24 protein-coding genes are annotated in these 25,666 nt (G+C 72.3%); 8 read left to right on the top strand and 16 right to left on the bottom strand.

Annotated elements, in window-relative coordinates; genetic code table 11:
* Positions 1 to 323 precede the first annotated feature (323 nt).
* Together O7626_RS05800 and glyA are read left to right on the top strand one after the other, a co-directional pair.
* Positions 324 to 1,337 carry a LacI family DNA-binding transcriptional regulator gene (locus O7626_RS05800; RefSeq protein ID WP_278059983.1) on the top strand — a complete coding sequence of 338 codons (1,014 nt, stop codon included), beginning with the start codon at positions 324 to 326 and terminating at the stop codon, positions 1,335 to 1,337.
* Positions 1,338 to 1,454: 117 nt separating this feature from the next.
* Positions 1,455 to 2,723, top strand: a complete 1,269-nt coding sequence (glyA, locus tag O7626_RS05795; protein ID WP_278059981.1) for a serine hydroxymethyltransferase — start codon at positions 1,455 to 1,457, stop codon at positions 2,721 to 2,723.
* 93 nt (positions 2,724 to 2,816) lie between these two features.
* Here glyA and O7626_RS05790 read toward each other — a convergent pair whose 3' ends face one another.
* Positions 2,817 to 5,462 (bottom strand): GGDEF domain-containing phosphodiesterase, encoded by a 2,646-nt coding sequence (locus O7626_RS05790; RefSeq protein ID WP_278059979.1) that lies wholly within the window; start codon positions 5,460 to 5,462, stop codon positions 2,817 to 2,819.
* Positions 5,463 to 5,842: 380 nt separating this feature from the next.
* On the opposite strand from O7626_RS05790, the gene O7626_RS05785 reads away from it, so the two are divergent.
* Entirely contained in the window at positions 5,843 to 6,241 is a 399-nt protein-coding gene (locus O7626_RS05785; protein ID WP_278059977.1) for a PH domain-containing protein, read from the top strand.
* A 67-nt stretch (positions 6,242 to 6,308) separates the two neighbouring features.
* Here O7626_RS05785 and O7626_RS05780 read toward each other — a convergent pair whose 3' ends face one another.
* On the bottom strand, positions 6,309 to 7,235 hold the full coding sequence (locus O7626_RS05780; RefSeq protein WP_278059975.1) for a 2-hydroxyacid dehydrogenase: 927 nt from the start codon (positions 7,233 to 7,235) through the stop codon (positions 6,309 to 6,311).
* A gap of 305 nt (positions 7,236 to 7,540) precedes the next feature.
* On the opposite strand from O7626_RS05780, the gene O7626_RS05775 reads away from it, so the two are divergent.
* Together O7626_RS05775 and O7626_RS05770 are read left to right on the top strand one after the other, a co-directional pair.
* Entirely contained in the window at positions 7,541 to 8,719 is a 1,179-nt protein-coding gene (locus tag O7626_RS05775) for a PQQ-dependent sugar dehydrogenase (protein WP_278059973.1), read from the top strand.
* Positions 8,720 to 8,902: 183 nt separating this feature from the next.
* Positions 8,903 to 10,549, top strand: coding sequence for a metallophosphoesterase (locus O7626_RS05770; RefSeq protein WP_278059971.1), 1,647 nt, complete (start codon positions 8,903 to 8,905; stop codon positions 10,547 to 10,549).
* An 83-nt stretch (positions 10,550 to 10,632) separates the two neighbouring features.
* Here the strand turns inward: O7626_RS05770 and gatB are convergent, their stop codons facing one another.
* The 8 genes from gatB to O7626_RS05730 all read right to left on the bottom strand — a co-directional run bounded on the left by gatB (position 10,633) and on the right by O7626_RS05730 (position 17,622).
* A complete protein-coding gene (gatB, locus tag O7626_RS05765) occupies positions 10,633 to 12,150 on the bottom strand; it encodes an Asp-tRNA(Asn)/Glu-tRNA(Gln) amidotransferase subunit GatB (protein ID WP_278059970.1) in 1,518 nt (505 codons plus the stop codon).
* A 63-nt stretch (positions 12,151 to 12,213) separates the two neighbouring features.
* Entirely contained in the window at positions 12,214 to 12,912 is a 699-nt protein-coding gene (locus O7626_RS05760) for a response regulator transcription factor (RefSeq protein WP_278059968.1), read from the bottom strand.
* Positions 12,909 to 14,144 (bottom strand): histidine kinase, encoded by a 1,236-nt coding sequence (locus O7626_RS05755; protein ID WP_278059966.1) that lies wholly within the window; start codon positions 14,142 to 14,144, stop codon positions 12,909 to 12,911. The genes O7626_RS05760 and O7626_RS05755 overlap by 4 nt, the downstream gene beginning before the upstream one ends.
* Positions 14,145 to 14,564: 420 nt before the next feature.
* Complete coding sequence (locus O7626_RS05750; protein ID WP_278059964.1) at positions 14,565 to 15,296, bottom strand: hypothetical protein; 732 nt, start codon at positions 15,294 to 15,296, stop codon at positions 14,565 to 14,567.
* A 7-nt stretch (positions 15,297 to 15,303) separates the two neighbouring features.
* The gene (locus O7626_RS05745; protein WP_278059962.1) at positions 15,304 to 15,921 is read right to left on the bottom strand and encodes a hypothetical protein; all 618 of its coding nucleotides are present in this window, start codon (positions 15,919 to 15,921) and stop codon (positions 15,304 to 15,306) included.
* Between the two features lie 3 nt (positions 15,922 to 15,924).
* Positions 15,925 to 16,254 (bottom strand): YbaB/EbfC family nucleoid-associated protein, encoded by a 330-nt coding sequence (locus O7626_RS05740; RefSeq protein ID WP_278059961.1) that lies wholly within the window; start codon positions 16,252 to 16,254, stop codon positions 15,925 to 15,927.
* A gap of 61 nt (positions 16,255 to 16,315) precedes the next feature.
* Entirely contained in the window at positions 16,316 to 17,242 is a 927-nt protein-coding gene (locus O7626_RS05735; protein ID WP_278059959.1) for a WXG100 family type VII secretion target, read from the bottom strand.
* 62 nt (positions 17,243 to 17,304) lie between these two features.
* The gene (locus O7626_RS05730) at positions 17,305 to 17,622 is read right to left on the bottom strand and encodes a hypothetical protein (protein WP_278059957.1); all 318 of its coding nucleotides are present in this window, start codon (positions 17,620 to 17,622) and stop codon (positions 17,305 to 17,307) included.
* A 240-nt stretch (positions 17,623 to 17,862) separates the two neighbouring features.
* Here O7626_RS05730 and O7626_RS05725 point away from each other — a divergent pair, with 240 nt between their 5' ends.
* Together O7626_RS05725 and O7626_RS05720 are read left to right on the top strand one after the other, a co-directional pair.
* Positions 17,863 to 18,699, top strand: coding sequence for a metallophosphoesterase (locus O7626_RS05725; RefSeq protein WP_278059955.1), 837 nt, complete (start codon positions 17,863 to 17,865; stop codon positions 18,697 to 18,699).
* Between the two features lie 235 nt (positions 18,700 to 18,934).
* On the top strand, positions 18,935 to 19,822 hold the full coding sequence (locus O7626_RS05720) for an alpha/beta hydrolase (RefSeq protein ID WP_278059953.1): 888 nt from the start codon (positions 18,935 to 18,937) through the stop codon (positions 19,820 to 19,822).
* Between the two features lie 76 nt (positions 19,823 to 19,898).
* Here the strand turns inward: O7626_RS05720 and O7626_RS05715 are convergent, their stop codons facing one another.
* The 3 genes from O7626_RS05715 to O7626_RS05705 all read right to left on the bottom strand — a co-directional run bounded on the left by O7626_RS05715 (position 19,899) and on the right by O7626_RS05705 (position 21,778).
* Complete coding sequence (locus O7626_RS05715) at positions 19,899 to 20,984, bottom strand: hypothetical protein (protein WP_278059951.1); 1,086 nt, start codon at positions 20,982 to 20,984, stop codon at positions 19,899 to 19,901.
* 153 nt (positions 20,985 to 21,137) lie between these two features.
* The gene (locus O7626_RS05710) at positions 21,138 to 21,395 is read right to left on the bottom strand and encodes a hypothetical protein (protein WP_278059949.1); all 258 of its coding nucleotides are present in this window, start codon (positions 21,393 to 21,395) and stop codon (positions 21,138 to 21,140) included.
* A complete protein-coding gene (locus O7626_RS05705; RefSeq protein ID WP_278059947.1) occupies positions 21,392 to 21,778 on the bottom strand; it encodes a hypothetical protein in 387 nt (128 codons plus the stop codon). The genes O7626_RS05710 and O7626_RS05705 overlap by 4 nt, the downstream gene beginning before the upstream one ends.
* Positions 21,779 to 21,954: 176 nt before the next feature.
* Here O7626_RS05705 and O7626_RS05700 point away from each other — a divergent pair, with 176 nt between their 5' ends.
* On the top strand, positions 21,955 to 22,308 hold the full coding sequence (locus O7626_RS05700) for a helix-turn-helix transcriptional regulator (RefSeq protein WP_278059945.1): 354 nt from the start codon (positions 21,955 to 21,957) through the stop codon (positions 22,306 to 22,308).
* 4 nt (positions 22,309 to 22,312) lie between these two features.
* Here O7626_RS05700 and O7626_RS05695 read toward each other — a convergent pair whose 3' ends face one another.
* Genes O7626_RS05695 through gatC form a run of 3 tightly spaced genes read right to left on the bottom strand, consistent with a single transcriptional unit; the run spans position 22,313 to position 25,542 of the window.
* Positions 22,313 to 23,710: an AAA family ATPase gene (locus O7626_RS05695; RefSeq protein ID WP_278059943.1), complete on the bottom strand. Its 1,398-nt coding sequence runs from the start codon at positions 23,708 to 23,710 to the stop codon at positions 22,313 to 22,315.
* 9 nt (positions 23,711 to 23,719) lie between these two features.
* On the bottom strand, positions 23,720 to 25,195 hold the full coding sequence (gatA, locus tag O7626_RS05690) for an Asp-tRNA(Asn)/Glu-tRNA(Gln) amidotransferase subunit GatA (RefSeq protein ID WP_278066064.1): 1,476 nt from the start codon (positions 25,193 to 25,195) through the stop codon (positions 23,720 to 23,722).
* A gap of 5 nt (positions 25,196 to 25,200) precedes the next feature.
* Complete coding sequence (gene gatC, locus O7626_RS05685; RefSeq protein WP_278059941.1) at positions 25,201 to 25,542, bottom strand: Asp-tRNA(Asn)/Glu-tRNA(Gln) amidotransferase subunit GatC; 342 nt, start codon at positions 25,540 to 25,542, stop codon at positions 25,201 to 25,203.
* Positions 25,543 to 25,666 lie beyond the last annotated feature (124 nt).

The raw sequence follows: 25,666 nt of genomic DNA, 5'->3' as shown, positions 1-25,666 counted from the left end.
GACCACGACCTCGGCGTGAACTCCCTGGTGGAGAGCGTCGCCGCCGCACCGGGAAGCCCATCGGAGACATCGAGAGATATCAACTGAACCGGATAAGTAAAGTCACCGTACGGGCGCCTCTCGGCGCTGTCAACGACCGCCAAATCGGCTCGAATGCCCGACGGTCGATCTCCGGGCGGCAACCCCGGATCGCTATGCTTAACCGGAAAAGTTCCTCCCGTGACCTGCACGAGCCTCCCCGGCCCGCGCGACGGCACGACACAGCGCGCAGGTAACCCGACCGGCCCACCCGAGCTCGGGTCGTCGCAGACGAAGGAGCGCCGGTGAAACGGCCGACAATCGCGGACGTGGCCCGCCGGGCAGGCGTTTCCAAGGGAGCGGTCTCCTACGCCCTGAACGGACAGCCCGGCGTCTCGGACGCCACCCGGCAACGCATTCTCGCCATCGCCCGGGAGATCGGCTTCAACCCGAACAGCGCCGCACGGGCGCTCTCCGGAGCCACCGCCAACGCGGTCGGGCTGGCGCTCTGCCGGCCGGCCCGGATCCTCGGCGTCGAACCGTTCTTCATGGAGCTGATCAGCGGGGTGGAGGCGGAACTCTCCGCCCGGTCGTACGCGCTGACCCTCCAGGTGGTGGCCAGCCCGGAGGCCGAGATCGCGGTCTACCGACGCTGGTGGGGCGAGCGGCGGGTGGACGGCGTCTTCGTCTGCGACCTGCGGGTCGACGACCGCCGGGTGCCGGTGCTCGAGGAGCTGCGCCTGCCGGCGGTGGTGATCGGCGGACCGGGCGGCGGCGGGCTCGACCACGTCTGGTCCGACGAGTCGGCGGCCCTGACCGAGGTGCTCGAATACCTCGTCGCACTCGGCCACCGGCAGATCGCCCGGATCGGCGGCCTGCCCGGCCTGCGGCACACCGAGATCCGCACCGAGACGTTCGGCGCCGTCTCCCGCCGGCTCGGTCTGAAGCGTACGGTCACCGTCTCGTCCGACTACAGCGGCGAAGAGGGCGCCCGGGCCACCCGACGCCTGCTCAGCTCCGCCGACCGGCCGACCGCGATCGTGTACGACAACGACGTGATGGCCATCGCCGGTCTCGCCGTGGCCCAGGAGATGGGGCTGGCCGTCCCCGTCGACGTCTCCATCGTGGCCTGGGACGACTCGCCGCTCTGCCAACTCGTCCACCCGTCGCTGACCGCGCTGCACCGGGACATCCCGGCGTACGGGGCGCACGCCGCGAGTCGACTGTTGGCCGCGATCGCCGGGCAGCCGCTCGGCGACTTCCAGGACGAGACCGCGCACCTGATCCCGCGCGGCAGCACCGCGCCACCGCGGATGTAAGGAAGGGGCCCTTCCTATCGGATTCTGTATAGGAAGGGCCCCTTCCTTGCAGGTGTGGCGCCGGGCTAGCGATAGCATCGGCCGCGCAGGCATGGACCAGCCAGGAGGACAACCACCGTGCACGTACCAGCGATTCCCAGCCTGACCGCCGCCGACCCGGAGTTGGCGACGCTGATCGAGTCCGAGGCGACCCGGCAGCACGACAAACTGCGGATGATCGCCTCCGAGAACTACGTCTCGACCGCGGTACTCGAAGCCAGCGGCACGGTGCTGACGAACAAATACTCGGAGGGTTACCCCGGCCGCCGCTACTACGAGGGCCAGCAGTTCGTCGACCCGATCGAGACGCTCGCGGTGACCCGGGCCCGGGAACTCTTCGGGGTCGCGCACGCCAACGTGCAGCCGTACTCCGGCTCCCCGGCCAACCTCGCCGTCTACCTGGCGTTCCTCTCCCCCGGCGACACCGTGCTGGGGATGGCGCTGCCGATGGGCGGCCACCTGACGCACGGTTGGTCGGTCTCGGCCACCGGCAAGTGGTTCAACCCGGTCCGCTACGGCGTCTCGGCGCAGACCGGCAGGATCGACCTGGACGAGGTCCGCGACCTGGCCCGGCGGGAGCGCCCCAAGCTGATCTTCTGCGGCGGTACCGCCGTGCCGCGCACCATCGACTTCGCCGGCTTCGCCGAGATCGCCCGCGAGGTCGGCGCGGTGCTGGTCGCCGACATCGCGCACATCGCCGGCCTGGTCGCCGGTGGTGCCCACCCGTCGCCGGTCGGGCACGCCGACGTGATCACCACCACCACGCACAAGACCCTGCGCGGCCCGCGCGGCGCCATGATCATGACAACCGCCGAGCACGCCGCCGCGGTCGACAAGGCCGTCTTCCCCGGCCTCCAGGGAGGCCCGCACAACCACACCACCGCCGGGATCGCGGTCGCGCTGCGGGAGGCCGGCACCGAGGATTTCCGCCGGTACGCCCACCAGGTCGTCGCGAACGCCAGGGCGCTGGCGGCGGCACTCGTCGAGCGGGACTTCACGCTCTCCTCCGGCGGCACCGACAACCACCTGATCCTGGCCGACCTGACCGGCAAGGGCATCGCCGGCAAGCCGGCAGCACAGGCGCTGGACCGGGCCGGCATCGAGCTGAACTACAACACCGTGCCGTACGACCCGCGCAAGCCGTTCGACCCCTCCGGCATCCGGCTCGGCACCCCCGCGCTGACCACCCGGGGGCTGACCGAGGAGCAGATGCCGCAGGTGGCGGCCTGGATGGACGAGGCGGTGAGCGCGGCGGTCAAGGACGACGAGGCGACGCTGGACCGGATCGCCGGTGAGGTCCGGGACCTGCTGGCGGCGTACCCGATGCCGGGCTACACGGCCGGCTGACGCCCGACGGGGCCCGACGCGCTACCCGACGGGGCCCGACGCGCTAGGCCGGGCCGGTCGCGGACGGGGGGGTCAACGGGACACGGGCTGGGGTCAGCGGGACGGGCTGGGAAACTCTTCCAGGTACGCCTCGACCCGCTCCGCCGGGGCGGGTCGGGACAACGCGTACCCCTGGCCGAGTTTGCAGCCCGCCCGGCGGGCCTGCTCCACCTGCTCCGCCGTCTCCAGCCCCTCGGCGATGATCTCCAGACCGAACCGCTTGCCGAGACTGACGAGTACGTCGATGAAGGGCTTGTGCTCGCCCTCCCGGGTGCCGCCCTCGGTGACCAGGGTCCGGTCCACCTTGAGGAAGTCGACCGGCAGCCGGCGGAGCTGGGCCAGCGACGCCTGACCGCTGCCGAAGTCGTCAAGCGCGGTCCGTACGCCGAGCGCCCGCAGCCCGGCGAGCTGGGTCACCACCGCCGGCACGTCGACGGCGCCCCGAGGCTCGACGATCTCCACCACCAGCCGGTCCGGCTCGACCCGGTGCTCGGCCAGCGAGGTGCCCACCCAGCTGACGAAGTCGGGCGCGATCAGCTCCCGGGACGAGATGTTGATCGACATCCAGAGCGGGCGGGGCCGCTGCGACCAGGCGGCGAGCTGTCGGCATGCGCTGTCCAACACCCAGCGGGCCAGCTCCTCCAGCAGCATCAGGTCCTCGGCCACCGGCAGGAGTTCGGCCGGCAGCACGGTGCCGAGTGCCGGGTTCCGCCAGCGCAGCAGCGCCTCGGTGCCGACCGGCTGCTGGTCGTCGAGGTCGAGCACCGGCTGGAAGACCAGGTCCAGCTCGCCCCGGCGTACCGCACCGGGCAGTTCGCGTTCCAGGTCGAGCCGGCGGGTGAACTGCTCCTCCAACTCGTCGTCGTACCACTCGACGCGGTTGCGGCCGAGCTGCCGGGCGCGCAGCCGGGCCAGGTCGGCCCGGCGGAGTACGTCGTCGACACCGTCGCCACCCGAGAGGTCGGCCAGCCCGATGCTGGTGCCGAGATGCAGCACCGCACCGGGCATCGGGTACGGCGCGGTCAGTGCGGTCAGCAGCCGGGTCCCCGTCGCGTACGCCAGTACCGGCCGGTCCACGGTCACCACCGCGAACTCGTCCCCGCCCAGCCGGGCCACCACGTCGGCACTGCCCACCCCGGACCTCAGCCGCCGCCCCGCCTCGGCGAGTACGGCGTCGCCCATCTGCCGCCCGTGCGCGTCGTTGATCCCGGACATCCCGTGCAGGTCGATGACCAGCAGCGCGCCGGTGTGCCCCGGCACCGCCCGCTGGGTGACGATGGTCCGCATCAGTTCCCGGCGGTTGGCCAGCCCGGTGAGTTCGTCGGTGAAGGCCAGCTCGTTGAGCTTGCGTTCCAGCCGCTGCCGTTCGCTGACGTCCCGGACGTGCACCACGAGCGCGGCGACCTCGGGCACCGCCCGCTGGTCGCTGACCGTGGACTCGGTGTCCCGCCAGCTGCCGTGCCCGTCACGCAGCCGGGCGGTGACAAGTTGCGGACGCCCGCTCGGCACCTCGCGGCCGGCGAGCACGTCGGTGAGCACCCGGGTGACGTCGGCGGCGTCGTCCGGGTGCATCAGGTTCGGGAACGCCCGGCCCAGCACGTCGGCGTCGGAGAGCCCGAAGAGCCGGGCGGCGGTCGGCGACTGCCAGCGGATCAGCAGGTCCGCACCGACGATCATGGTCAGGTCGTTGGCGCCGGAGACCAGCGAACGGAAGTGCGCCTCCTGGGTCGCCAGCCGCTTGGCGTACCGGCGGATGTCCAGCATCACCAGCACCTCCCGGACCACGAGCGTCGGGATCACCGCCAGGCCGAGCAGGATGGAGGTGGCGTCGAAGGCGCCGACGGTGACCAGGTGCCAGAGCGCCGAGAGCGTCGCCAGGATCGCCGGGATGGTCAGCAGCGGATAGGCGCTGAGAGTGGTCTGCGGCTCGCCCGGGACGGCAGGCGGCTGACCCGGCGGCCTGGCTCGGCGGGCACCGGCGGCGATCAGGGCCGGGCCGGCGACCAGCGAGACGGCGAGCAGCGGCAGCGCCCCGGCCGACGCGCCGGAGCCGAGCAGCACGGTGATCAGCGAGTGCCCGAAGAGCGCCAGTCCGGCGCCGGTGCCGCAGAGCGCGGCGGACCGCCGGTACTGGTACGCCCGCAGCGTGGTGATGGTGACCACCGGCAGGCCGACGACGGCGAGCAACGCCGCGATCAGGGCGAGCGGCGGCAGCGGGGCCGGCGGGATCACCCAGGCGGAGAAGGCGAGACTGATGCCGAGGCTCAGCCCGTCGAACGCCCGGCGCAGCCGTACCCGCACCGCGCTGGCGGCACCGGGCAGCATCATCATGCCGAACAGATAGAGGGCGAACGCCAGCACCAGACCACCGAGCGCCACCATCGACCTGGCGCCGGCCGGCGCCAGGAGGAGGGCGAGCGAGGAGAGCGCGCTGGTGACCAGGCCGAAGCCGAGGAAGCCGGCGCCCCGGCACGGGCCGAAGCCGGTGCCGCCGGTGTGCAGGCGGACCGCCAGCCGGACCAGCCGGGCGGCAGCCAGCGCGGCGGCCGTGCCGACGGCGACCGCCATGGCGGGATAGGGCGACAGCGCGCCGAGGTGAGCCGCGAGGAGGACGCCCACGGCGAGCAGCGGGACGCCGATCTCGATGCTCCGGACTACCAGCCGGCGGGCTCGGCCATCCGGGATGTGCGCCACGAACATGGCGGGGATGCCTTTGCAGAGGGGGCACGGACGTGGTGCGGGTCAGGCTGGGCCCGCTCCGGCGCAACCGCCGAAACGAGTCCTATCAACCCCCAACGATCGGCCGGGGGCATGGTTACGTGACGGACTCTGTCCACCTCCCCGCCACGGCCCGTGGTCCCGACGACGGATGACCGGGACACACGCCCGCGCCGGGCAGGTCGAGAGGGTCCACCGGTAGGGATCTCCCACCTCGGTTGCTCGCCGAATCTTCCCCCAACCGGTCAAGGCCGCTCCACCCCGGCCCGGTTGGCGGTTCCGACCGGCCGGACGACCCCACTCCGCCCGGCCGGTCCGAGGCCCCCGGCCGGGCGGACCGGCCGAGGTGCGAAAATCGCCGGGTGGGTAAGACCGGCACACTGCGCTTCCGGCACAGCCAGGCGATCTGGGTGGCCGCCGTCCTCGGGCTCCTCGGCGCCCTTCCGCTGGCCACCGCCCGCTGGTATCTCCTCCCGCTGCTCCTGGTGCCGTTGGCGATCGGCGTCTGGGCGTGGCGGGCCGGCACCGACGCCAGCCCGGCCGGGATACGGATCCGGGCCCTGCTCGGACAGCGGTGGATCCCCTGGTCGGAGGTTGCGGAACTGGCGCCCGACCCGCGCGGTCAGGCGGTGGTCCGACTCCGCGACGGCCGTACGGCGACCCTGCCGGCGGTCCGGGCCGCGGACCTGCCCGGTCTGGTCGCCGCCAGCGGCCAGCCGCTCGACGAGCCCCGCCGCACCCCGGACCCGACCGTCGACTGACGAACGGGCGTCGGCCGGCTGGCGGCCCGGAGCCGTCGGCTGCCGACCCGGCCGGCCCGGCTGCCGGTCAGTAGCCGTCGACCACCACGTTGACCAGCGGCTCGCCGGCCACGAAACGGCGCAACTGCTGGCCGGCCAGCCGGTAGCCCCGGGGCAGCAGGCCGCGTACCGAGCCGCCGACGTGCGGGGTGAGCAGCACGTTGGGCAGGTCCCAGAGCGGGTGCCCGGCCGGCAGCGGCTCCGGCTCGGTGACGTCCAGCGCCGCCGAGAGCCGGCCGGTCACCAGCTCGGCGACAAGCGCCTCGGTTTCCACCACCGGCCCCCGGGCGGCGTTGACCAGCAGCGCGCCGTCCCGCATCGCGGCGAGGAACCCGGCGTCGACCAGTCCCCGGGTAGCGTCGGTGAGCGGCACCAGCAGCACCACCACGTCCGCCTCGGGCAGCAGCGCCGGCAGGTCGTCGACCGCGTACACCCCCTCGGCGGGACGGGCGGTCCGGGCGACCATGGTCAGCTCGACCTCGAACGGCGCCAGCCGGGCCCGGGTGGCCGCTCCGATCGATCCGGCGCCGACGACGAGTACCCGCTTGCCGGCCAGTTCGTCGGTGGGGTTGACCCGGTCGTACGACCACTCGTGGCGGGCCTGGGCGAGCGCGAAGACCGGGAACGACCGCAGGTACGCCAGGGTCGCCGCGACCACCCACTCCGCGGTGGAGGAGTCGTGCACCCCGCGCCCGTCGCAGAGGGTGACGTGCTCGGGCAGCCGGCCGACCCAGACGTCCGCCCCGGCCGAGAGGAGCTGCACCACCCGCAGGTCGGGCAGCTTGGCGGCCATCGGCACGGCGGCGGTCTGGGCGAGGAACGGCGGCACCCAGAACCGGACGCCGGCCGGGTCGGACGGAAACTGCTCCGGCGTCGGGGCGACCTCGACGGTGACCCCGGCCGGGATCTCGCCGAGCAGCTCCAGTCCGACGGGATGGGGTATCCACACCTTCACGGACGCCGACGATAGTCCCCGGCGACGCAACCCGACCGGCCGGCCGGCTGGTGGACGGCTGGCGGGCGCGGGCGGCGGGCGGCGGGCGGCGGGCGGCGGGCGGGCGGGCGGAACCGGCCCCGGGTGTCGGGACTCGTCCCGCTGACGGATCGGCCGGTACGACGAGGCGGTGTCGAGTCCGGCGGTGTCGACCCGCCGGCACGGTCAGCTCGTCCGGCGCGACGGCCAGCGAGGACTGTGGGAGAAGCGGCGAAATGATCGAGCGAACCGACGGTACGGGACGAGATCGGACTACCCTGGTCCGGGTGAGCGCTCGTCCGTACCCCAGACCCGGCCGTCGGCGCGCGGCGGTCGCGCTCTGCGCGGCGGCCGTCCTCCTCACCGGCGGTTGTGCCCTCGGCGAGCCGGAACCGGACCCGGCCGGCGAGCCGCCACGGTTCCCGACCCCGTCCACCACGCCCAGCCAGAGGGGCGCGGAGCAGCAGGTAGCGGCAACCGTGCTGGCCAGCGGGCTGCGGGTGCCCTGGGGCATCGCGTTCCTGCCCGACGGCGGCGCGCTGGTGACCGAGCGGGACAGCGCCAAGATCCTCAAGGTCGGGCCGGAGTCCGACACGAAGGGGCTCAAGGTCAGCACGGTGCAGACCCTCGCCGAGGTCGACGCGGCCGGCGAGGGCGGCCTGCTGGGCATCGCCGTCTCCCCGGACTACCAGCGGGACGAGACGGTCTTCGTCTACTACTCGACGTCCGGGGACAACCGGATCGCCAAGCTGACCCTGGGCTCCAGGCCGACGCCGATCGTCACCGGCATCCCGCTCTCCGGCATCCACAACGGCGGCCGGCTCGGCTTCGGCCCGGACGGCTTCCTCTACGCCACCACCGGGGACGCCTCGGAGCGCGGCCTCTCCCAGGACCTCAAGAGCCTCGGTGGCAAGATCCTCCGGATGACGCCGGCCGGCAAGCCGGCCCCGGGCAACCCGTACCCGAACTCCCTGGTCTGGTCCTACGGACACCGCAACGTGCAGGGCATCGCCTGGGACGCCGACAAGCGGCTCTACGCCACCGAGTTCGGCCAGACCCGGTGGGACGAGATCAACCTGATCACACCGGGCAAGAACTACGGCTGGCCCGAGGTCGAGGGACGCGGCACGGACACCGACGCGGAGAAGTACGTCGACCCGCTGGTCACCTGGACCACCGCCGAGGCGTCCTGCTCCGGCGCGGCCATGATCGACCGGGTGTTCGTGGCGGCCTGCCTGCGGGGGATGCGGCTCTGGCTTGTCGAACTCACCGCCAACGGCACCGTACTCGGGCAGCCCCGTCCCCTGCTGGTCGGCGAGTACGGCCGGCTCAGGACCGCGGTCGCCGCGCCGGACGGCTCGTTGTGGATCTCCACCTCCAACCACGACGGCAAGCGCGATCCGGCGCCCGAGGACGACCGGATCTTCCGGCTGGTCTTCTCCGGCGGCGCGGCCGGCAAGAGCTGAGCCTCCCGGCGAAGCCGGCGGGTGTCGGACGTCCCGGCGGACGTCCGGTGCCCACCCGCTTGACCTCGGACGGGGGGCACCGGGATCGCCGCGGGCGGGAGAGCGGACTCATACCCACGGTGGAAATGGGCGGGACCTGCGGCGGGTTTTGAAGATGACACTTCGGGCAGGTGATGATTGAGCATGGACAGGCGGAGGAACGACACCGGAGCCGCCGGGGGCACACCGCCCCCGGCGGCTCGGCGTGTGCCGTTCCCGGCGGCGCTGTGGCGCTTCGGGCGGATCGCCGTACGGGGCGGCCGGGCTGTCCTGACATCGCGACCGAGCCGCCGGGCCGGGCTGGCCGTGTCGGTGATCGGCGTCACGGTGCTCGGGATCGTGCTCGGCGTCCTGCTCGGCGGGCGGATGCAGACCGACATCGGCCCGTTCCGGGCCGAGATGGCGATCACACCCTCCGTGGACGGCGGCACCACGGTCACCATCCCGCCGCTCGGCGCGCTCCAGCTCAGCAGCCACGCCGGCCCGGCACACCTCTCGGTTCGGCTCGGCTCGCTCGACCAGCGCCGCACCGAGGCACTGATCGACGATCCGGCCAGCATCAGCCGGGCCAGCCAGTCCGCCGTCGGCGACGTCGCCAACGGGGTGATCCGGGTCGGGGTACGCACGGTCGCGGTCTCCGTACTGGCCAGCATGATCCTGGCTGCGCTGGTCTTCCGGCGTACCCGCCGGGTGGCCTGGGCCGGCGGCCTGGCGCTGGTGATCACCGGCGGCAGCCTCGGCATCGCCGCGCTGACCTTCCGGCCGGACTCGATCGAGGAGCCCCGCTACGAGGGGCTGCTGGTGAACGCCCCGGCGATCGTCGGTGACGCCCGGCGGATCGCCGACGACTACGGCCGGTACGCCGACCAGCTCCAGCGGATGGTCGGCAACGTCAGCCAGCTCTACACCACCGTCTCCACCCTGCCGATCTTCGAGCAGGAGCAGGGCACCGTACGGGTGCTGCACGTCTCCGACCTGCACCTGAACCCGACCGCCTGGCAGGTGGTCCGCACCGTGGTCGAGCAGTTCAACATCAACGTGGTGATCGACACCGGGGACATGACCGACTGGGGCAGCGAGCCGGAGGCGTCCTTCGTCGGCTCCATCGGCCTGCTCAAGGTGCCGTACGTCTTCATCCGCGGCAACCACGACTCGCCGGCCACCGCCACCGCCGTCAGCCGGCAGCCGAACGCGATCGTGCTGGACAACGCGATCGTCAACGTCGCCGGACTGACCATCGCCGGGATCAGCGACCCCCGGTTCACCCCGGACAAGGAGACCTCGCCGGCCGGTTCCGGCAGCCTGCCGCAGACCGTCGACCAGGTGGCCGGGGCCGGCAAGCAGCTCGCCGCGACGGTCCGGGCCTACAACAGGCCGGTCGACATCGCCCTGGTACACGATCCGGCGTCTGCGGACGGGCTCTCCGGCGTCGTACCGCTGGTGCTCAGCGGGCACACCCACCACCGCGAGGTGCGCGAGCTGCCGGAGGTGCCGGGCGCGATGCGGACCCAGCTCCAGGTGCAGGGCTCCACCGGCGGGGCGGGGCTGCGCGGGCTGGAGGGCGACAAGCCGACCCCGCTGGCGATGTCGGTGCTCTACTTCGACCAGCAGCGGGCACTCCAGGCGTACGACGACATCATGCTCGGCGGCACCGGCGAGGCCCAGGTCAACCTGGAGCGGCACGTCGTCAAGGAGCCGGAGCCGCCGGTCCCGGCCACCCCGAGCCCGGGTACGCCGACCCCGGCGTCTCCCGGCGCGCCGACTCCGGCCAGCCCGACACCCACCGGCTGACCCGCTCCGTCGCCCGGGGCGGGGGTGTAAGGAAGGGCCCCCGCTTATCGTTTTCTGTTGTAGCGGGGGCCCTTCCTCACACCTCAGCCCTCGACGCCGAGCCGGGACAGGATCAGCGAGCGGACGGTCTTGGCGTCCGCGCCCCGGGTGCTCTTCATGACCGCCCCGACCAGGGCGCCGGCCGCGGCCACCTTGCCGTCCCGGACCTTGGCCGCGATGTCCGGGTTGGCGGCGATCGCCTCGTCCACGGCGGCGGTCAGCGCACCGGTGTCGGAGACCACCTCCAGGCCCCGGGCAGCCATGATCTCGCTCGGCGAGCCCTCGCCGGCCACCACAGCCTCGAGCACGGTACGGGCCAGCTTGTCGTTGAGCTTGCCCGCGTCGACAAGCTTCTGCAGCTCGGCCACCTGGGCCGGGGTGGCACCCACGGCGGCCAGCTCGACACCGGCCTCGTTGGCCCGCCGGGACAGCTCGCCCAGCCACCACTTCCGGGCGCCGGCCGGGGTGGTGCCGGCGGCCACCGTCTCCTCGATCAGCTCGACCGCACCGGCGTTCAGCACCGACTGCATGTCGTGGTCGTTCAGCCCCCACTCCTGCTGCAACCGGCGCCGGTGCAACCGGGGCAGCTCCGGCAGCGCCGCCTTCAGCTCGGCGACCCAGGCCGCGTCCGGGGCCAGCGGCACCAGGTCGGGCTCCGGGAAGTAACGGTAGTCGGTGGCGGTCTCCTTGGACCGGCCCGGCGTGGTGTCCCCGGTGTCCTCGTGGAAGTGCCGGGTCTCCTGGACGATCCGGCCACCCGAGTCGAGTACGGCGGCCTGGCGCAGCATCTCGGAACGGACCGCCCGCTCCACCGAGCGCAGCGAGTTGACGTTCTTGGTCTCCGTCCGGGTGCCCCATTCGGCGGAGCCGGCCGGCGACAGCGACGTGTTCACGTCGCAGCGCAGCGAGCCCTCCTCCATCCGCACGTCGGAGACGCCCAGCGAGCGGATCACGTCGCGCAGCTCGGTGACGTACGCCCGGGCCACGATCGGGGCCGCGGCGCCGGTACCCGGGATCGGCTTGGTGACGATCTCGACAAGCGGGATGCCGGCCCGGTTGTAGTCGACAAGCGACTCGGTCGCACCGTGGATCCGCCCGGTGGCGCCACCGACGTGCAGCGTCTTGCCGGTGTCCTCCTCCAGGTGCACCCGCTCGATGCCGATCCGGAACAGCTCGGGCTGGCCATCCTCGCCGACAATTTCCACATCCAGCCAGCCGTCCACGCAGAGCGGCTCGTCGTACTGGCTGATCTGGTAGTTCTTCGGCATGTCCGGATAGAAGTAGTTCTTCCGGGCGAACCGGCTCCACGGCGCGATCGAGCAGTTCAGCGCGAGGCCGATCCGGATGGTCGCCTCGATCGCGGCCTTGTTGGCCACCGGCAGCGACCCCGGCAGGCCGAGGCAGACCGGGCAGACCCGGGTGTTCGGCTCGCCGCCGAAGTCGGTCGGGCAACCGCAGAACATCTTGGTGTTCGTGCCCAGCTCGACGTGGGTCTCCAGGCCGATCACCGGGGCGTAGCGCTCGACGACGTCGTCGTACGAGGGCAGGACGGTCGTGCTCATCAAGACTCCAGCTCTCGGGCGGCAGCCGGCCCCCCGGCGGCATCCGGACAGAACCCTGCAAGCCTAGTCGTTGCACCGACCCGGGCTCTTCCGGGTTTCGCCGCCGGGGCGGACCAGGCCGGTCTCGTACGCCACGATCACCAACTGGACCCGGTCCCGGACGCCGAGCTTGGTGATCGCCCGGCTGATGTGGGTCTTGACGGTCAGCGGGCTGATGAAGAGGCGCCCGGCGATCTGCTCGTTGGACAGCCCGGTGGCGACCAGCCGGAGCACCTCGCGCTCCCGTTCGGTGAGCACCGCCAGCCGGGCCGCGGTGTCGGTCGCCGCCACCGGCCGGTGCGCGAACTGCTCAATGACCCGGCGGGTGACGCTCGGCGCGAGCAGTGCCTCCCCGGCGGCGACGATCCCGACCGCCTGGCGGAGCTGGGCCGGCTCGATCTCCTTGGTGAGGAAGCCGCTGGCTCCGGCCCGCAGCGCGGCGAAGACGTACTCGTCGGTCTCGAAGGTGGTCAGGATGACGACCCGGCAGCCGGCCGTCGCCGGGTCCGTGACGATCCGCTCGGTGGCGGCGAGGCCGTCCAGTCCCGGCATCCGGATGTCCATCAGCACCACGTCCGGCCGCAGGCTCCGGGCCAGCCGCACCGCCTCGTCCCCGCTGGCCGCCTCGCCCACCACCTCGATCTCCCGGCCCCGGCGCAGCAGACTGCGGAATCCGGCCCGCACCAGAGCCTGGTCGTCGGCGAGCAGCACGCTGATGGTCACGGCCGGAAGCCTGGCACAGGAATGGTCGCGCGGACCGCGTAGCCACCGCCGTCGGCCGCACCGGCGCCGAAGGTGCCGCCGAGCGCGGCGACCCGTTCCCGCATCCCGGTGAGACCGTGCCCGGGCACCGCCGCCGGGGCGGGACCGGTGCCGTCGTCGCGTACCTCGACCCGGACAGCGTCCGGATCGACCGCCAACCGTACCGTCGCCCGCCGCGCCTCCGCGTGCTTCACCGTGTTGGTCAGGGCTTCCTGGATCAGCCGGTAGCAGGCCATCGCCACCGGCGCGGCGACCCGGCCGGGCTCGCCGGTGATGTCGAGGTCGACCGCCAGACCGCTGGCCCGGGTCCGGTCGGCGAGTTCGGCCAGGCCGTCCAGGTCGGCCTGCGGAGCAGGGACGGTCTCCGGGGTCGGGACGGTCCGCGGGGTCGGGAGCGCGTCGCCCGGGTCCGGCCGGTCCGCCGGCGCGCGCAGCACGTCGACGAGCGACCGCAGGTCGGCCACCGCCTTTCCCCGGACCTCCTGGGCGGTACGCAGCGCGGCCCGCGCGTCGTCGGTCGAGTCGTCCAGTGCCTCGTCCACCACCCGCAACTGCACGCCCACCACGGTAAGCGTGTGCGCCACCACGTCGTGCAGTTCGCGGGCGATCTGCAACCGCTCCTCCGCGCTCCGGCGCTCCGCCTCCAGCCGCCGCTCCTGCTCGACCCGGGCCAGCCCGGCGGCGAGTTCCGTCCGCCAGCGCAGCCAGTTGCGGAACGCGACCGCGACCGCGATGGTCAGGGCCAGCCCGAGCGCCTCGCCGCCGACCTCCCCGATTGCCCGCTGCACGTCCTGGCCCTCGACCGTCCAGTGCCAGTTCACCGCGAAGGTCAACTGGAACAGTCCGGCGCCGACCGCCCAGCGCAGGCCGTGCCGCCGGGGCGTGTCGTCGGCGGCCAGCAGGAAGAAGATCACCGACGCCGGCCAGGTCCAGCCGGCCTCGGTGAGCCCGGCGCCCCGGAACGCGGTGATCACCGCCAGGCTGGCCAGCAGTACCGCCACCGGCCAGCGGCGGCGTAGCAGCAGGAGGAGGCCGAGCCAGGTGGCCAGCGGCAGGGTTCCCGGATAGGTGATCGGGGCGCCCGCGACGGCGGTGCCGATCGGCACGCCGAACACGGTCAGGGCGACCGGGGCGAGGGTGTACCAGATCCCCGGCCGGGCCAGGTCCGGTGCGTGCGGGATCGCCGCTGTCATCTCGGCCTCCTCCTCGGTCACGTCCGCGTCGCGGGACTGTCGGGTCCGCGTCGCGGGACTGTCGGGTCCGCGTCGCGGGACTGTCGGGTCCGCGTCGCGGGACTGTCGGGTCCGCGTCGCGGGACTGTCGGGTCGACGGGACCGACGCTAGGCGGCCGGGGCGGCGGCCGGCGTCCGCCCAGGACCGACACCTGCGGCTGCCCGTCCGGAGTACCGCCTACGTCGGACGAAGTACCGGGCCGGCCTCCGGGAGATCCCGGCGGAAAGGCATATGCCACGTGAGCGTGACACCACAGAGCCATCATGATGACCTGGTGGTAGCACCGCTGCACCGGAAGTCCCCGCTCGAACCGGTGGCAGCCGGCCGGCGGCAGCACCGGAGATCCCGGGCACGACCGGGGCGGCTCAGGCCGGAGCGGCTCAGGCCGGGCCGGCAGCAGCGAGCAGGACGGCTACGAGCAGCACGCAGAGCAGCCCGACCGGCAGGCCCCAGCGAACGAGCAGGACACGGCGGTCCGGACGGCCAGCCGCGGCGCCTGAGGTCGGCGTGGCAGGCCGGAACGGAAGCAGCCGACCGGACACGAGCGGCCACCAGGCGGCCAGCAGCAGCATCACGCCGATCCCGAGCAGCAGCCAGCCAGGCAGCCGAAGCAGCGTCTGTGGCCAGAGCAGCATCGGAACCGCCGTGACGGCGACCGCGACCACCCCGACCACCCCGAACCGCCAGTCCGGAGCCGGCCGGTACGCCCGCCCGGGCCGGAACAGCAGCGCGACGGCGAGGACGATCCCGGCCATCCCGGCGAGTACCGAGACGAGCTGGCCGGCGGTGACGTCCGCGGTGCCGTACCCGCTGACCGCCTCGACCCCGGCGAGCAGCGCCATCACCCCCACCAGGGTGCTGGCGGCGACGAAACCGCCCAGCCAGGGTGACCGTGGTCCGGCCCGGTCCGGTTCCGCCGGCCGCGGCCCCTCGGCGAGTGCCGTGGCGTACCCAATCGGCTCGCCGAACGCCTCGACCGGGTCCGTCGCCGGATCCGCGCAGTACACCTCGACCTCGGTCAGCGCCGCGCGGATCTCGGCGCGGGGCAGCCCACGCCGCCGGGCCTCGGCGGTGAACGCCGTGCGCCAGTCGTCGAGCGGCGAACGTGACATGGTCGGTTCAGCCGCCGAGGGCGTCGCGCAGCTCGCCGGCCCGCTGCCGGCCCATGCAGAGCGGGCCGGTCAACTCCAGCCAGGAGCCGTCCCGGAAGCCGACCCGGAGCCGGGCACCGTGCAGCCGGTGCCAGCGCCGACGGGCGCCGGTCACCTCGGCCCGGGACACCGACCAGAGCGGCTTCAGCTTCGCCGCCACCACCGGCCTGGCCGGCTCGCCGAACGGCCGCACGTCGGTGCTGCGGCCGACCCGGAACACCACGATGCGCCGGTCGGTGACCACCACCAGCAGCTTGTCGTCGGTGGGTACCGCCCGGACGTAGTCGGCGGCGACCGAGTCGAGCCGGCCGCGCGCGGCCCGGCCGAAGAGCAGCCGGATCAGCCAGTCGGTCGGACCCCCGCCGCCGATGTTGTCGATCGCCTCGATGCCGCTGAGCGCCGCGTTCGCCAGCCCCATCCCGGCCGCCTTCGCCCCGTCGCCGGGTGCGGGCTCCGGCGGTCGGGGCGGCGGGTCGGGCACCAGGCCGTGCGGCCGTTTCGCCTCGGTCAGCGCCAGGATCGTCTCGTCGGGTTCGAGCTTGCTGCCGGCCGCGTCGGCGTATCGGTGGCGGTAGTCGGTCGGCACGGCTCAGCCCAGCGGATAGTCGTCGGCGGCGCTGCCCAGCACCTCCCGCATGGAGTCCTGCAACCGCCGGGTCGCCTCCCGTTGCGCCCGCCGGATGGTGCCGGTGATCTCCGCGCCGAGCTGATCCGGGCTGTACCGCATCCCCCGGGAGGTGATGTCGACCCGGTCGACCCGGCCGCCGTGGTCGACCGTCACCCGCACGGCACCGGTCTCGCTCTCCAGCTCCACCGGCTGCGCCTGGAGTTCCTCGATCCGCCGGTTCATCTGGAACTGGAGGTCGTCCAGGCCGCTCGCGAGCTGCTCCAGCCGATCCAGCGCGGGATATTCCGCCACGTCGTCCTCTCCTGCCCTCGTCACTCCGCCGTGGCGGGTGGCCGGTCCGTCCAGCGGCCGGTCAGCCCACCGAGTCGATCAGATCCTGCACGCTCTTGGTGTACGGCCCGATGTCCTGCCGGTACGTGCCGTCGGTCGCGTAGTTGCGGTCCTTCTGGCCGTCCGAGATGTCGTGCATGCCGACGGCGGTGTCCAGCACCGCACCGCCCTTGCCACTCAGGTTCACCGGCGAGATCTGGTTGAAGACGAACCGGGGCACGCCGACCTTGAGGCTGTGCTCCGCCAGGATCGCCCGGCCCTGCGCGGTGCGGCCCTGCTGCTTCCAGATGGCGTACTCCTTCTTCAGCTTGCGCAGCTCCATCACCCGCTGACGGTAGCGGGTGAGCAGCGCCTTGACGTCGTCCAGCTTGCGGGCCAGCTTGACCAGGATCCGGACCAGCTTGCTGACGATCCGGGCACCCCGGCCCAGGGTCAGCGCCAGCCGGGCCAGCCAGCGTACGATGAACGCGGCGATCGACGCGCCGAAGCTGAGGAACGCCGCGGCGGCGGCGATGATCGCCTCGATCAGGAAGGCGGTCAGGAACTCGAAGATCAGCTCACAGAGCAGGTTGAACGCGTCGACGGCCGCGTTGGCCGCCTCGACGAGCACCTCCTTGGCCGCGTCCAGGCCCTCGGCGAGCTGCCGGACGGTCTGCTCGACGTTCGTCAGCCCGGTCTGGAACGCCTCCTGGGCGCTGCCGCCCCAGGCCGGCGGTTGGAGCTGGGCCCGGTCGGCCTGCTGCTGGGCCGCGATGCCGAGCACGTCGTTCGACGCGGCGAGGCAGCGTTCGGCGCCCCGCATCAGGTCGTCGGGATCGCCGGCCACCTGTTCGAGCAGCTGCTCGAACGGCGTCAGCATCGTCCGGGTGAACCCCTGGAGCGGCTCCGGTACGGAGCCGACGAACTGCTCGAAATACGTCTTGCTGCGTTCGAGCGCGACGGTCGACATTGCGCCCCCTTCGTGGTCTGCGGTGTGCTGCCTCGCGTCGGCGGACGCGGTCGTACCCGGCTTCAGCCGCCGAACCGGGCCTGCGCGGCGGCGTCGCTGTTCAGGTACGCGTCCCGCTCGGCGATGATCGCGTCACCGATCACCTCCATCACCTCGACCCCGTCCGCGAGCGCCTGGAGGCACTCGTCCAGGCACGTCTCGTACTGCTCGTAGAGGGTGAACGAGGCGGGCATGATGCCGAAGGAGGAGCGGCCGACGGCACCGTCCCGGAGCCGGCCACGGATCTCGTCGAAGTCGTCCGCGCGGGCGTAGCTGGTCTTGGAGAAGCTCTCCAGCGCTGTCGGGTCTACCGTGAACCCGTCACCTGAACCGCCAGTCATGACAAGGCACCCTAGTAGATCACTCCAGTCCGCTCCGGCCCGTCTCCCGCCGGCCCGGCAACAATTCGGTCGAGCTTCACGCCGGCCGACACGGGCCGGCACCGAACCGACACCCGACGTGGCCGATCGACCGGTCCGGGCGGGTTTCCGGCTCCGTCCAGCATGGACGATCGCGGGTCGCGGAGCACGGGTCGCCCGGATAGGCTCGCCGGATGTAGACCGGGCGACCGAGGAGCGATGATGGGCCGGATAGCGGTTGTCGGTGACGTCGGCGGGCATCCCGACCAGCTACGCGGAGCACTGCGCACGCTCGGCGTGCCAGCCGACCGGCCCGACCTGCCCGACGACCTCACGGTGGTGCAGGTCGGTGACCTCGTCGACCGTGGCCCGGACAGCGGCGCGGTGCTGGAGCTTGTCGACTGGTATCTGGACCACCAGCCGGAGCGGTGGATCCAACTCGCCGGCAACCACGAGGCACAGTACCTGCCCGGGGGCACCCCGTTCTGGCCAGACCCGATCGCCGACGGCGACGTGGAGCTGCTCCGCTCCTGGTGGGCGGCGGGCCGGTTGCGGGTGGCCGTGGCGATCCGGGCGGCCGACGGGGAGGATCTGCTGGTCAGTCACGCCGGGTTGACCGTCGGCGCCTGGCGGCGGCTCGGCGAGCCGTCGACCGCCGCGTTCGCGGCCCGGCTGCTGGACGACCGCCCGCCACTGATCTTCCGGGGCGGGGAGTTCGGCGTGGACCGGGCGGCCGGGCCGTTCTGGGCCGAGGCGGGCTGGGAGCTGCACGAGCCGTGGTTGGAGCACTACGCCGGAGGCGGCTTCGTGCCGTTCGGCCAGGTACACGGACACTCCCAGGTCGTACGCTTCGCCGACCACACCTGGCGGTGCCCCGGCCGGGTACGCCAGCGGGCCACCGCCGACTGGACCGCCCGGCACGTCCGGGTGCGGGTCGGCGGTCGGGTCTTCACCGGGATCGACCCGAAACACGGGCGTACCGGCGCGGCCCACTGGCAGCCGCTGGTGCTGGAGGGTGCCCGGCTGCTCACCGGCCACGAACTCCCCGAGCCGTGCTGAACGCCGGGTGCCGCACCGGCCGACGCCGGAAGATCCGCTGAGCGATCGACAGCCTTGACCGGCCGGTCTACGGATCTCCGATCCGACGCAGCCGAACAGCAGCCCCGGGCCACCGCCGGCGCGCCGGCTCCCGCTGCCGCCACCCGGACCGGGTACGTCCGCCAGCGTCGATACCCGCCCGGAAACCGCCCGGCTGCGGGCAGGATGAAAGGAAAGGGGCAGATCGGGGGAGTACATGATCGGCGGAGTACACCACCGGACGGCGACGGTCGACGGGATGGAGGTCTTCTACCGCGAGGCCGGCCCGCCGGATGCGTCGCCGCTGGTTCTGCTGCACGGCTTCCCGACCAGCTCGCACATGTTCCGGGAGCTGATCCCGGCGCTGGCCGGCGATTACCACGTGGTGGCGCCGGACCACATCGGCTTCGGTTATTCCGCGGTACCGCCCCTGGATGAGTTCCCGTACACGTTCGACGCGCTCGCCGATATCACCGTCGGGCTGCTGGACCAGCTCGGCATCCGCCGGTACGCCATCTACATGCAGGACTACGGGGCGCCGATCGCGCTGCGCCTGCTGGTGCGCCGGCCGGAGAGCATCTCGGCGATCATCAGCCAGAGCGGGAACGCCTACCAGGAGGGGTTCGTCGAGGAGTTCTGGGCGCCGCTCTTCGCGTACGCGAGCGATCCCGGACCGGAGCAGGAGGCCGCCGCCCGGCGGGCCTTCACCGAAGCGGAGGTCCGGGCGCAGTACGAGACCGGGGTGCCGGACGTCAGCCTGGTCAGCCCGGACGCCTGGCACCACGCGATGGAGGTCCTCGGCCGACCCGGCAACCACGAGAACCAGCTCCAGCTCTTCCGGGACTACCAGACGAATCTCGACCTCTATCCCCGCGCGCAGGAGTGCTTCCGGCAGACCCGGGTGCCGTTGCTCGCGGTCTGGGGCGCCAACGACCCGATCTTCGGCCCGGACGGCGCCCGGGCCTTCCGGCGGGATCTGCCGGACGCCGAGATCCACCTGCTCGACACCGGCCACTTCGCCCTGGAGACCCACGTCGACGAGATCGCCGCGCACATCCGGGAGTTCCTCGGCCGCACCCAGCGCCAGCCGGCGATGGCGCGATAGCGGCGGCGCTGTCCGGGGCGGGCCTTCCACCGGCCCGCCCTGGACAGCGCCTTGTTGCTGTCGATCCGCTCGACGGTCAGAGGTTCCTGGTCTGGTTGTAGAGGTTCAGCGCGGTGTTGTCGAAGAACGGCGACATCATGACCGTCGGGCCGACGATCCGGTCGATCCGGCTGTTGACGCCGTACAGGAAGCCGAAGTTGCCGTCCCAGTTGAGCAGCCAGCCGCCGCCGCTGGAGCCCCGGGTCATGTCGCAGGGGATCCGGACGGTCTGGGTGGCTCCCGGCGACTCCGGCTGGGAGTTGCCGGAGCAGCGCAGCAGGTTGCCGCCGTCGAAGGGCGCCTCGGCCGGGTAGCCGAAGGCGTTGATCGCCACGTTCATGCCCCGGTTGACGTCCAGGCCCTGCCCGCCGAGCCGGGTGACGATGTGCTGGCCGTTGAGCGTGTTCATGATCGCCACGGCCATGTCCTCGCCGAAGTTGGAGCTGGCGGTCCAGCCCGGTGCGGGGATCAGCCGGGCCGCGGTCCAGGTGCCGAACGGCCGGGGGTTGGCCAGGTCGTCGTCGAAGGCGGGCACGAAGGACCAGTTGGTGGCCAGCGCGCCGCCCGGCCCGCCGGGGTGGGTGCAGTGCCCGGCGGTCCAGACCGTGTCCTGACCCTCGGAGTTGATCACCGTTCCGGAGCAGACGAAGTTCCCGCCGCCCATGGTGAAGAAGACCTTGCCGCTGGTCCGCGCGGTCGGGTGGTTGGCGGCGAAGTTCGGGTTCAGGGCCGCCGGCACCGGGCCGCTGCCCGGGGTGCCGAGTTCACCGGCGGCAGGCGGGATGGTCAGCCGGGCGCCCCGGTCGGGTGCCGTCCGGCGGGCCGTCTGTCCACTCTCGACGTACTGCCTGACCGCCTGCCGGTAGGCCGGCGACTCCTCGACGGGCCGGGCCGCCCGCATCCGCTCCGGCGTCCAGTACGCCACGATCGCCTGGTGCTCGGTGACGTCCGCCCCGTACGCCGCCCGGCCCGCCGCCCACGCCTCGGCAGTGGCGCCCGGGTCCAGGCCCGGTGCGGGTGCCGCACCGGCCGGCTGGCCCAGCACCAGCGCGGGCACTGCCGCCATCGCCAGGGCGAGCGCCACCGATGCCGCCCGGCTGGCCCGCTTCGCTAGGACTCTCATGCCTGCTTCCTCCTCGCTAGACGCCTGCGCCGGACCCCCGCCGGCGTGGCTGTTGGAGGAGAGAGTCGTCGATGTCCGGCGGCGGCGCCGGGTATCCTGGACCCGGTTGGACAGCGCTGGACACAGCTGCCGCTCCCGAGGCAGACGACCAGTTCAATTGGGTACGGTCGTTGCTCGGCTGGTCGGTGGACGTACCTGCCGCAGCCCGGCCGTCCGGACGAAGATCTCGCGGCGCTCGACCGCCTCCCCGTGCCGATCCAGCACGTAGCCGGTGAGCCAGATCCAGCCGTGATAGGTCGGCTTGTCACAAACGGACACCACTCGGAGCAGCAGCGCACGGTCACCCGAGAACTGCACGCTCGCCGCCGCACTGATCCGCAACAGATCGCCGCACTTGGGTCGGCTGTTCAAGGCAGCGGAATCAGAAACCCGGGCCCGTCGGGGTCGATGCGCACCCAGCACAGCTCCGAGTCGCCGCAGCGAGGGCAGCGGCCGGCCCGGTCGGGCGAGTGCGCGTCGGCCAGCGCGGCGGAGCGAAGCAGGATGTCGACCGAGGTGTACGGCACCGCTTCCTCGGGTCGGTGCCAGGCGACGAACCGGTTGTGCAGCCAGCCGGCGGGTACGTGTCGCAGGTCCTCGGCCGCGACCGCCAGTACGTTTCCGAGGTAAGCCCCGAGCGATCCACCCAGCGGGCCGAACTCGGCGCGCAGTTCGCGTCGACGGGTCGGGCAGGGCCAGTCCGTGGCGCACTCGGCGCAGATCCAGTCCGGTCCCACCGGATCGTGTACGGCCACAGCTGCTCCTCACCGGTCCGCCGGGTCCGCGCGACCGGTCGGTCGAGCCCGTCTCTCGGAGGAGAACCTGGCTATTGCGTTTTAGGATCCTAAATTCGTGGTACAGATAGTTTCCCGGGTTGGGACAATGGCGCGGCGACCCGTCCAACGGAAGTTGCGGGACTCATACTCAGGCGATGGTCAATCCGACGATCCAGCGACGACGGCTCGGCAACGCGTTGCGGCGGGCTCGTGAGGCCGCCGGCAAGACCCAGGACGAGGCAGCGCTGACGATCGACGCCGCCTCCAGCAAGATAAGTCGGCTCGAACTGGGACAGTCCGGCCTCCGCCTCACCGACCTGAACCTGCTGATCCAGATCACGTCTGGCAGCGCGCAGGGTCCCTTCCGATCCCGTAGCGGCTGCACGTCCGCCACCTCAACCGGATCGGCGAACTCCGCCCAGCAGAGTTCCGTCAACGCCCGCCCGAGCAGTCGCGGAAGGAACTGGTCGTCGGTCACGCCCTCGGAGACCAACGCGGAGGTGAGATAGCGCATCAGCCGTTCAGCTCCGCCTGCACCTCGAACTCGGCGATCTCCGACGGACTGACCACCTTACCGACGTCGAGCACGTCGTCGCTATCGAGATGCTGCACTCCACTGATCGCCCGGTGCCGGGTGACCCGGCTACGGGGTTCGCCACGCTGGAGCCGGGTGACGACGTCCATGAAGATCGCATCACCGCGCAGCCCGAACTCGACCGGTTCCAGGGCGCGCAGGATCGCCGGTGAATGGCTACTGAGCAGCAACTGCGTCAGAGCCGCTTCACTGGCCTCCAGCTTGGCGTCCAGTGCCCGGGCGACGAGGCTTCGCAGGTACTTGACAAATTGCGCCAGCCGCTGTGGAAAGATGCCGTTCTCCGGCTCCTCGAAGCAGATCAGACCCGCGCCGCGCGGATCGTAGAGCGCGGCGAGCAGCGCCATCGCGCGCAACGTACCGTCGGACGCCACCCGGGCCGAAAACGGCGCCTCCTCCCGCGTCAGAACCTCGACCTGCCGCTGCCGGCGGGCCTCGTCCTCGCGCAGATGCACTCCGATGACGCCCGGGATGACTGCCGCGAGATCGGCCGACAGGTCGTTCAGCGCACCCTCTGGCCGGTCGTCGGTGCCGGTCTCGTCCGCCAATCGGCGAAGGGTGTTGGCCAGATGTGCCCCGTTCGCCGACAGCACGTCCGGATCGTCGTACGAGTCGGGATTCCGAAGCGCGCTCGGGTCGAGATGCAGCAGGCGCCAGGACTGTAACTCCCGCTTGAGCGCGTACAGCAGCGGGAAGTCGGTGGCCGTCGTGAGACTCGAAAGCACGGTGGCGGTCGCCGCCGTTGCGGGCAGCTTGCGCTTCCGGCCCTGATTGCCCTGCTGTCGAATGCTGAACAACGGCCGGCCCTGCTCGTCGAGTTCGGTCTCCAGCAGATCTTCCGCGCCGCCGCTATAGACCGCCAGTCGTCTGCGCTGGGCCGGCTGAGCCTTGAGCCACCCGTCGCCGGACTGCCGGATGCGCCGGGCGGCCTCCCTGACGACGTAGGGCCGCCTCGTCCCGCTCTGGGTGGTCGACCTGAGGTCGATCGTCAACTCGTACCGCAGCCGGGAGTGGTTGACCTCCGCCGTGTCACCGAAGGCGTCAGTGACGGACCGGTCGAGCAACACCTCCACCGCGAAGGACATTCGGCCGACCTGGCTGCCGTCGATGTGCCGGTGAAAGAGGTCGACAAGGTCACCACGCATGGCCTGCGCGGCATCCAGCACCGGCTCCCCGGCCAGTCGGCTGAGGAATTGGATCGCGTCGAAAGGGTTCGACTTTCCGGCGGCGTTGCGGCCGATGATCACGAGAAACGGCGGCACGTCCAACGCGAAGCCGCGGAAGGACTTGAACCCGTCGATCTCGATTTTCGTCAGCATGCTCCCAACTTAGAGGGCCGGCGGGGTGAGGGTGCCGATCACCGACTCCAGCGCGGCGCTGACCCGGTACATCCGGTCGTCCGCCATCGTCGGCGCCATGATCTGCAAGCCCACCGGCAACCCGTCGGAGAGCCCGCACGGCACCGAGATGCCCGGCCCGCCGTAGAGGTTTGTCGGGATGGTGAAGAGGTCCGCCAGGTACATCTGGTAGGGGTCGGACGTCCGCGAGCCGAACGGGAACGCGACGAACGGCGTGGTCGGCGAGATCAGCACGTCGGCCTGCTCGAACGCGGCGGTGAAGTCGCGGGTGATCAGGGTACGCACCTTCTGCGCCTGCCCGTAGTAGGCGTCGTAGTAGCCGGAGGAGAGCGCGTACGTCCCGAGCATGATCCGGCGCTTGACCTCGGGGCCGAAGCCGGCGTCCCGGGTCAGCGACATGACCTCCTCCAGCCCCCGGTTGCCGTCGTCGCCGACCCGCAGCCCGAAGCGCACCCCGTCGAACCGGGCCAGGTTCGACGAGCACTCGCTCGGCGCGATCAGGTAGTAGGCCGGCAGCGCGTACTGGAAGTGCGGGCAGGAGACCTCGACGACCTCGGCACCGAGCTTGGTCAGCGCGTCGACGGCGTCCCGGAACGCGGCGACCACGCCCGGCTCGGCGCCCTCGCCGGAGAACTCGGTGACCAGGCCCAGCCTCACCCCGGTCAGGTCGCCGGAGGCACCGGCCCGGGCGGCGGCGACCACGTCCGGCACCGGCGCCGGGACCGAGGTGGAGTCCCGTGGGTCGTGCCCGCCGATCACCTCGTGCAGCAGCGCCGCGTCCAGGACGTTACGCGCGCACGGGCCGGGGGTGTCCAGTGAGGAGGAGAACGCGACCAGGCCGTACCGGGAGGTGCCGCCGTAGGTCGGCTTCGCCCCGACGGTGCCGGTCACCGCGCCCGGCTGCCGGATCGAGCCACCGGTGTCCGAACCGATCGCCAGCGGCGCCTCGTACGCGGCCAGTGCCGCCGCGCTGCCGCCGCCGGAGCCGCCCGGAATCCGCCCCAGGTCCCACGGGTTGCCCGTCGGCCCGTACGCCGAGTATTCCGTGGAGGAGCCCATCGCGAACTCGTCCATGTTGGTCTTGCCCAGCATCACCGTGCCGGCCGCCCGCAGCCGCCGCACGATCGTCGAGTCGTACGGCGGGCGCCAGCCTTCGAGGATCTTCGACCCGACGGTGGTCGGTACGCCCTTGGTGGTGAGCACGTCCTTGACCGCCACCGGTACCCCGGCCAGCGGGCCCAGCTGCTCGCCGGCGGCCCGCTTCGCGTCGACCGCGCGGGCGGCCTCCAGCGCACCGTCGGCGTCGACGTGCAGGAAGGCGTGCACCCGATCGTCGACCGCGGCGATCCGGTCCAGGTGGGCCCGGGTCACCTCGACCGCGGACGACTCGCCGGAGGCGATGAGGGCCGCGATCTCGGTCGCGGTCATCCTGGTCAGCTCGGCCATGGTGGTCACGCGTTCCCTTCCGCCGGGCCCTCACCACGGGGGCTGGGCGGCTCGTCGGGGTCCATGATGCGCGGCACCCGGAACCGGTCGTCCTCGCTGTCCGGCGCTCCGGCCAGCGTCTCCGCCCGGGTCAGGCCGGGCACCACCACGTCCTCGCGGAGCACGTTCGTCAGCGGCACCGAGTGCGAGGTGGGCGGGATGTCCGCGGCGGCCACCTCGCCGACCCGCGCGACGGCCTGGAGGATCACGTCGAGCTGGCCGGCGAAGGTGTCCAGCTCCTCCTCGGTGACGGCGAGCCGCGACAGCCGCGCCAGGTGCGCGACCTCCTCGCGGGAGATGGCGGACATCGGTGCCCCCTTCATGCTGTTACCTGTGCGCGGCTTCCGCCGTCGACTTCCCGGCGCAGCGTGGCACGCGCGCGGTGACCTGAGCGAGTCTATTTGTCATCCCGAGCCGCGCCGCCCCCGACTC

It is taken from the genome of Micromonospora sp. WMMD1102, assembly GCF_029626265.1.
Taxonomy (GTDB): domain Bacteria; phylum Actinomycetota; class Actinomycetes; order Mycobacteriales; family Micromonosporaceae; genus Plantactinospora.
This window is presented reverse-complemented; position numbering and strand designations above follow the sequence as displayed.

Bases quoted from the DNA above. Each gene is read 5' to 3' on its own strand.
- O7626_RS05700 (WP_278059945.1), top strand. From the start codon at position 21,955: ATGGTCAATCCGACGATCCAGCGACGACGGCTCGGCAACGCGTTGCGG.
- gatC (WP_278059941.1), bottom strand. From the start codon at position 25,542: ATGTCCGCCATCTCCCGCGAGGAGGTCGCGCACCTGGCGCGGCTGTCG.
- O7626_RS05735 (WP_278059959.1), bottom strand. From the start codon at position 17,242: ATGTCGACCGTCGCGCTCGAACGCAGCAAGACGTATTTCGAGCAGTTC.
- O7626_RS05790 (WP_278059979.1), bottom strand. From the start codon at position 5,462: ATGTTCGTGGCGCACATCCCGGATGGCCGAGCCCGCCGGCTGGTAGTC.
- O7626_RS05715 (WP_278059951.1), bottom strand. From the start codon at position 20,984: ATGAGAGTCCTAGCGAAGCGGGCCAGCCGGGCGGCATCGGTGGCGCTC.
- gatB (WP_278059970.1), bottom strand. From the start codon at position 12,150: ATGAGCACGACCGTCCTGCCCTCGTACGACGACGTCGTCGAGCGCTAC.
- gatA (WP_278066064.1), bottom strand. From the start codon at position 25,195: ATGGCCGAGCTGACCAGGATGACCGCGACCGAGATCGCGGCCCTCATC.
- O7626_RS05725 (WP_278059955.1), top strand. From the start codon at position 17,863: ATGGGCCGGATAGCGGTTGTCGGTGACGTCGGCGGGCATCCCGACCAG.
- O7626_RS05720 (WP_278059953.1), top strand. From the start codon at position 18,935: ATGATCGGCGGAGTACACCACCGGACGGCGACGGTCGACGGGATGGAG.
- O7626_RS05730 (WP_278059957.1), bottom strand. From the start codon at position 17,622: ATGACTGGCGGTTCAGGTGACGGGTTCACGGTAGACCCGACAGCGCTG.
- O7626_RS05770 (WP_278059971.1), top strand. From the start codon at position 8,903: ATGGACAGGCGGAGGAACGACACCGGAGCCGCCGGGGGCACACCGCCC.
- O7626_RS05695 (WP_278059943.1), bottom strand. From the start codon at position 23,710: ATGCTGACGAAAATCGAGATCGACGGGTTCAAGTCCTTCCGCGGCTTC.
- O7626_RS05750 (WP_278059964.1), bottom strand. From the start codon at position 15,296: ATGTCACGTTCGCCGCTCGACGACTGGCGCACGGCGTTCACCGCCGAG.
- O7626_RS05755 (WP_278059966.1), bottom strand. From the start codon at position 14,144: ATGACAGCGGCGATCCCGCACGCACCGGACCTGGCCCGGCCGGGGATC.